The sequence below is a fragment of the Rhodoferax sp. genome (assembly GCF_028715765.1).
In the GTDB taxonomy this organism is placed as follows: domain Bacteria; phylum Pseudomonadota; class Gammaproteobacteria; order Burkholderiales; family Burkholderiaceae_C; genus Rhodoferax.
In genome coordinates, this window is sequence record NZ_JAQURE010000084.1 from 1 (window position 1) to 5,886 (window position 5,886).

General features: G+C 59.1%; 5 protein-coding genes. All 5 read left to right on the forward strand.

Translation table 11 applies throughout. The features are described from left to right. On the forward strand, positions 1-1,439 hold a 1,439-nt coding region (locus PHT20_RS16110; protein ID WP_301021324.1), incomplete at its 5' end, for a methyl-accepting chemotaxis protein. Between the two features lie 52 nt (positions 1,440-1,491). Continuing rightward, positions 1,492-2,463 (forward strand): chemotaxis protein, encoded by a 972-nt coding sequence (locus PHT20_RS16115; RefSeq protein ID WP_301021325.1) that lies wholly within the window; start codon positions 1,492-1,494, stop codon positions 2,461-2,463. A gap of 53 nt (positions 2,464-2,516) precedes the next feature. Then, positions 2,517-4,592, forward strand: a complete 2,076-nt coding sequence (locus PHT20_RS16120) for a methyl-accepting chemotaxis protein (protein ID WP_301021326.1) — start codon at positions 2,517-2,519, stop codon at positions 4,590-4,592. Between the two features lie 55 nt (positions 4,593-4,647). Then, complete coding sequence (locus PHT20_RS16125; RefSeq protein WP_301021327.1) at positions 4,648-5,466, forward strand: CheR family methyltransferase; 819 nt, start codon at positions 4,648-4,650, stop codon at positions 5,464-5,466. After that, on the forward strand, positions 5,467-5,886 hold a 420-nt coding region (locus PHT20_RS16130; RefSeq protein ID WP_301021328.1), incomplete at its 3' end, for a chemotaxis protein CheD. It lies immediately after the preceding gene.

The following is a 5,886-nucleotide window of genomic DNA, read 5'->3' on the forward strand; positions in this document are numbered from 1 at the left end:
GGCGCTTGAGTTTGGAGAGCAAAACCGGTTTTTTTGCCAACCTCTCCAACGGCATGAACCAGCTGGTGCAGACCACCGAGCAAGGCTTGTCAGACGTGGCCGAGGTGTTGAGCAGCTTGGCGCAGGGCGATTTGACGCGCCGCATCACCCGCGACTATGCCGGACTGTTTGGGCAGGTCACGCAAAGTGTCAACGCGTCGATTGACCGCTTGACCCAGGTCATGGGTGAAGTGCGTGCCGCCGCCGATGCCCTCACCGGCGCCGCCAACCAGGTCAGCAGCACGGCACAAAGCTTGAGCCAGGCAGCCAGCGAGCAAGCTGCCAGTGTGGAAGAAACCACCAGCCAGATTGATCTGATGAGCGCGTCTATCAACCAAAACAGCGACAACGCCCGCGTGACCGACGGCATGGCCAGCAAAACCACCAAAGAAGCCGTTGACGGCGGCAGTGCGGTGAGCCAAACCGTGTTGGCCATGAAGCAGATTGCGGCCAAGATTGGCATCGTCGACGACATTGCCTACCAAACCAACCTGCTGGCTCTGAACGCCGCCATTGAGGCCGCCCGCGCAGGAGAGCATGGCAAAGGTTTTGCCGTGGTGGCGGCAGAGGTGCGTAAGCTCGCCGAGCGCAGCCAGGAAGCCGCCAAAGAAATTGGCGAACTGGCCACGCACAGCGTCAGCACGGCCGAGCGTGCGGGCAAGTTGCTGGAGCAAATCGTGCCCAGCATCCAGAAAACCAGCGAGTTGGTGCAAGAAATTGCGGCGGCCAGCTCAGAGCAAAGCCAAGCGGCCAGTCAAATTGGTGGCGCCATGGGGCAGCTCAGCACCGCCACCCAGCAAAACGCCAGCGCCAGTGAAGAGCTGGCCGCTACCAGCGAACAGCTCAGTGGCCAGGCTGAGCAGTTGCAGCAAAGTATTGCGTTCTTCAACATGGGCGACGGTGCGGTGGCGGTGCCAGACCGGCATGCGGCGCGCGCCAGCAGCCGCAGCACCGCGCTGTTGGCGCCTGTCAGAGCCCTTGCGCAACCTCGGGATGGCCGTTTGAAAAATGAACCAGCCCCATCAAGCGGTCAGATCAAAGCCTTGAGCTTGGACTTTGACAAAGTCATCAGTGCCCATGCGCAGTGGAAGACCAAGTTCCGCGCAGCCATCACGCAGCAAGAGCAGCTCAAAGCCGAGACCATTGCGCGCGACGACATGTGCGAGCTGGGCAAGTGGATTTACTCAGAAGGCAAGTCGGTGCTGGGGCAAAGCACCGAGTTTGCCAAACTGGTCAGTGAGCACAAACAGTTTCACCACTGCGCCGGTGATGTGGCGCACATCATCAACCAACGCCAGTATGCCGCGGCAACTGACAAAATTGGCCCCAGGTCGGCGTTCACCCAGGCCTCTAACCAGGTCATTTCAACCCTGGGGCGCATGAAGCGTGGCGCGCTGTAGTAACTGCTGACACGCTATTTTTGACCCCTAACCCCCCGCACTGACCACCACCATGAACGCACACGACCGCGACATTGAAGAACGCACCCGACTGGCGGGCAACAACAAGTTTGAGCTGCTGCTGTTTCGGCTGGGCGACTCGCCGCAGTCAGGCGAGCGCGAGCTTTATGGCATCAACGTGTTCAAGGTGCGCGAGGTGTTGGTGATGCCCAAAATCACCGAGCTGGCCAACACCCACCAGCACATGATGGGCGTGGCCAACATTCGGTGGCAGCTCATTCCGGTCATCAACTTGCCAGCCGTGGTGGGCTGCACGCCGCAAAAGGGCGTGAGCATCTTGATGGTGACCGAGTTTGGCCGCACAGTGCAAGGCTTTGCAGTCGAAGACGTGCGCGAAATTGTGCGTCTGGACTGGGACCAGGTGCTGCCGGCCGAAGGCACCCATGCTGGGGCTTTGGTCACGGGCATAGCCCGGCTGGATGGTGCCGACCCCAACACCCGCCTGGCGCAGGTGCTGGACGTGGAGCAGGTGCTGCGCGATGTGACCCCGGTCAGCAAGGAAGAAATCACCAAAGATGTAGTGGGCTCTGAGCCGCTGCTGCCGCCAGGGACTTCGATTTTGGTCGCTGACGACAGCCATGTGGCCAGGGCGGTGATCGAATTGGGTTTGACAGCCATGGAAGCGCCGTTTGTCATGACCAAAACCGGCCGCCAAGCCTGGGACTACCTTGACCAGCTGGGTGCCCAGGCGCAAAAAGAGGGCTTCAAGGTGCGCGACAAAATTGCCGTGGTGCTGACCGACCTTGAAATGCCTGAGATGGACGGCTTTACCCTGACCAAGTTGATCAAGGGGGATGCCCGGTTCAAGGGCATTCCGGTGGTCATTCACTCGTCTTTGACCGGCAGCACCAATGAAAACCATGTGAAAACTGTGGGTGCTGACGGCTATGTGGCCAAGTTTGCCCCGCGTGAACTGGCAGCCACCTTGCGCAAAGTGCTGGCTCAATCAAGTGCCCCGAATTGAAAACTTTGCCACCTCATGCATCCGTACACCCCGAAACCAGTGGAGACAAAAAAATGACCGTACCTCAACAATTTGGTTTGTCAGAGCGCCTGTTTGCGGGCGACGCCATCAACCGTCACGTGGCAGAGCTTACGCAAGAGCTTGAAGTGCGCAAAGCCATCATGAACCTGACCAGCATTGTCTCGGAGTCAGACAAAAAAGGCGATGTTTTGAGCGTCAACGACAAGTTCATGGAGGTCTCCAAATACAGCAAGGGCGAACTCATTGGCCACCCGCACAGCACCACGCGCCACCCCGACATGCCCAAGGAAACCTTCAAGCAACTCTGGGCCACCATTGGCCGGGGTGAGATGTTTCGCGGTGTCATCAAAAACCGCGCCAAAGACGGCGTGCCGTACTACGTGGATGCCGTCATGGCTCCTTTCATGGACGACAACGGCCAACCTTACAAGTACTTGGGCGTGTGCTACGACATCACGGCAACTGAGACTGAACGCCAAAACGCCAAAGGCATTCTGGAGGCCATTGATGCCAGCTACGGCATGGTGGAATTTGACCTGAGCGCCCAGGTGCTGCAGGCCAATGCCAACTTTTTGCACATCATGGGCTACAGCGCGGCTGAGGTGGTGGGCAAGCCACACCGCATGTTGGTGGATGCGGCCTACGCCGCCTCGCCCGCGTACCCGCAGTTTTGGGCAGACCTGAATGCAGGCAAGGCTCAAAAAGAAACCTTCAAACGCATCGCCAAAGGCGGTAAAGAGGTCTGGTTGCAGGCCGTTTACAGCCCGGTCAAAGACGAAATGGGGCGGGTGCTGAAGGTGGTCAAAATCGCCACCGATGTCACCGCTGAACACCAGGCCAATGCCATGCTGGAGGCTGCGGTGGCGCAAGGGCAAGCCGTGACGGGTGCGGCACAACATGGTGATTTGTCGCAACGCATCCCACTGGACGGCAAGACCGGCGATGTGGCAGCCTTGTGTGCCAGCATCAATGCGGTGCTGGACTTGACGGCAGCGGCCATGGGTGATTTTTCAGCCATTTTCAGTGCCTTGGCTTCGGGCGATCTGACCCCCAGAGTGACGCGCCACTACGAAGGCACTTTTGCACAACTCAAACAAGCCACCAACGAGACGTGCGACAAACTCGCTGCCATCATGGGCGACACCGGGCGCGTCATGGCAGGGTTGACGCAGGGTGACTTGACGCAGCGCGTGAGCATTCAAACCGAGGGGGTGTTTGATGAGGTCAAGCAAGACATCAATGCCAGCATGGACAAGCTCGGTGACATTGTGGAAGAAATCCGTGGCGCAGCCGACGCCCTCACCGGCGCCGCCAACCAGGTAAGCGCCACCGCCCAATCTTTAAGCCAAGCCGCCAGCGAGCAAGCCGCCAGCGTGGAGCAAACCACCGCCAGCATCGACGTCATGAGCGCCAGCATCAACCAAAACAGCGACAACGCCCGAGTCACAGACGGCATGGCCACCAAAACCACCAAAGAAGCCGTTGATGGCGGCAGCGCCGTCAGCCAAACCGTGCATGCCATGAAACAAATCGCCGCCAAGATCGGCATCGTTGACGACATTGCCTACCAAACCAATTTGCTGGCCCTGAACGCCGCCATTGAAGCCGCAAGAGCCGGCGAGCACGGCAAAGGCTTTGCCGTGGTGGCCGCAGAGGTGCGCAAACTCGCCGAGCGCAGCCAAGAAGCGGCCAAAGAAATTGGCGAACTCGCAGGCAGCAGCGTCACCACCGCAGAGCGCGCAGGCAAACTGCTCGATGAAATCGTCCCCAGCATCCAGAAGACCAGCGAACTGGTGCAAGAAATAGCCGCAGCCAGCTCAGAGCAAAGCGAATCGGTCACACAAATTGGCGGCGCCATGGGGCAGCTCTCCAAAGCCACGCAGCAAAACGCCAGCGCCAGTGAAGAACTGGCCGCCACCAGCGAAGAGCTCAGTGGCCAGGCCGAGCAGCTGCAGCAATCGGTGGCGTTTTTCAATTTGGGTGACGGCGTGCAAAAGGTAAGCAACCGCCATGCCCTGGCCGCACCAGAGCGGCGCGCTGCCAGTGCCCCAGCAGCGCCTAAGTTATTTGCACCCAGCCGTTCAGGCGGTAATTTCAAACCCTACTGAGGCTGCAACGCCCTCATTTTTCCCCGGCGGGGCAACCCATCCAAGAAAGCCCATCGTGGCCACTCTTCTGTTCAGCGACCGTGAATTCAAAAAAATCAGCGACATCATGTACGCCGCGGCGGGCTTGTCGTTCAACGACTCCAAAAAGTCGCTGATCCAGTCGCGCCTAGCCATCCGCATTCAGCGCCTTGGGCTGGAGAGTTTTGGGGCTTACATTGCGCTGCTGGAAGACGAGTCGCAAGCGGCAGAATTTCAAATGGCAGTGGACCTGCTGACCACCAACGAGACCTATTTTTTTCGCGAGCCCAAGCACTATGAGTTGCTTGAAAAAGAGCTCTCAGAGCGGCGCGCCAAAGCCCCACTGGCGATTTGGAGCGCTGCGTCGAGCTTTGGTGACGAGGCTTACAGCACCGCCATGTTGCTTGCAGATTTGCAGATGCAAGGGCGCATTGGGCCCGACTGGTCTATTTTGGCTACCGACATCAGCCACCGCGTGTTGCTCAGCGCGAAAGAAGCCGTGTACCCGGCCGACCGGCTGCGCAACGTCAGCCCCGAGCGGCTCAAGCGCTATTGCCTACGCGGGGACGGTGCCTCTGAAGGCCAGGTGTTGATTCAAGACAAAATTCGCCAGCGGGTGCAGTTTGCCCAGCTCAATTTGTGCAAGCCGGTGGATGGCATTGGCCCTTTTGACGTGATCTTTTTGCGCAACGTGTTGATCTACTTCGACATTCCCACCAAGATTGAGGTGGTAGACCGGGTGCTGGGTGTGCTCAAACCTGGGGGTTTGTTCTTTTTGGGCACCGCTGAAGGCCGGGTGGCCTGCAAAACCCCGCTGCAAACCGTGCAGCCGGGTGCGTTTCGCAAGGTGGCTTAGGTGGCTACGTTTGAGCTGTTACCGGGTGACGTGGCCTTGGGGCGCAGCGGCGACACCCTTAAAACCCTGCTGGGCTCGTGCGTGAGCGTGATCTTGACTGACCCGCGCCGCACGGTGGGCGTGATGTGTCACATTGTGCATGTGGGGCACCCCAATGTGGCCAACCAGCACAACACTGCGTTTGGCTCTGTGGCCATGGCTGAAATGACGCGGCGCCTGTTTGCCATAGGGTTTGCGCCGCGCAGTTGCGAGGCTTATGTGGTGGGCGGGGGCAACATGTTCCCGCAATTGGTCACGCACCACCATGTGGGGTTGAACAATGTGGACTGGGTGATGGGCTACCTGGCGCATCACAAAATACCGGTGCTCAAAGAAGACTTGGGCGGCACCGGTTACCGTAAATTAAGCTGGGTGGTGGGC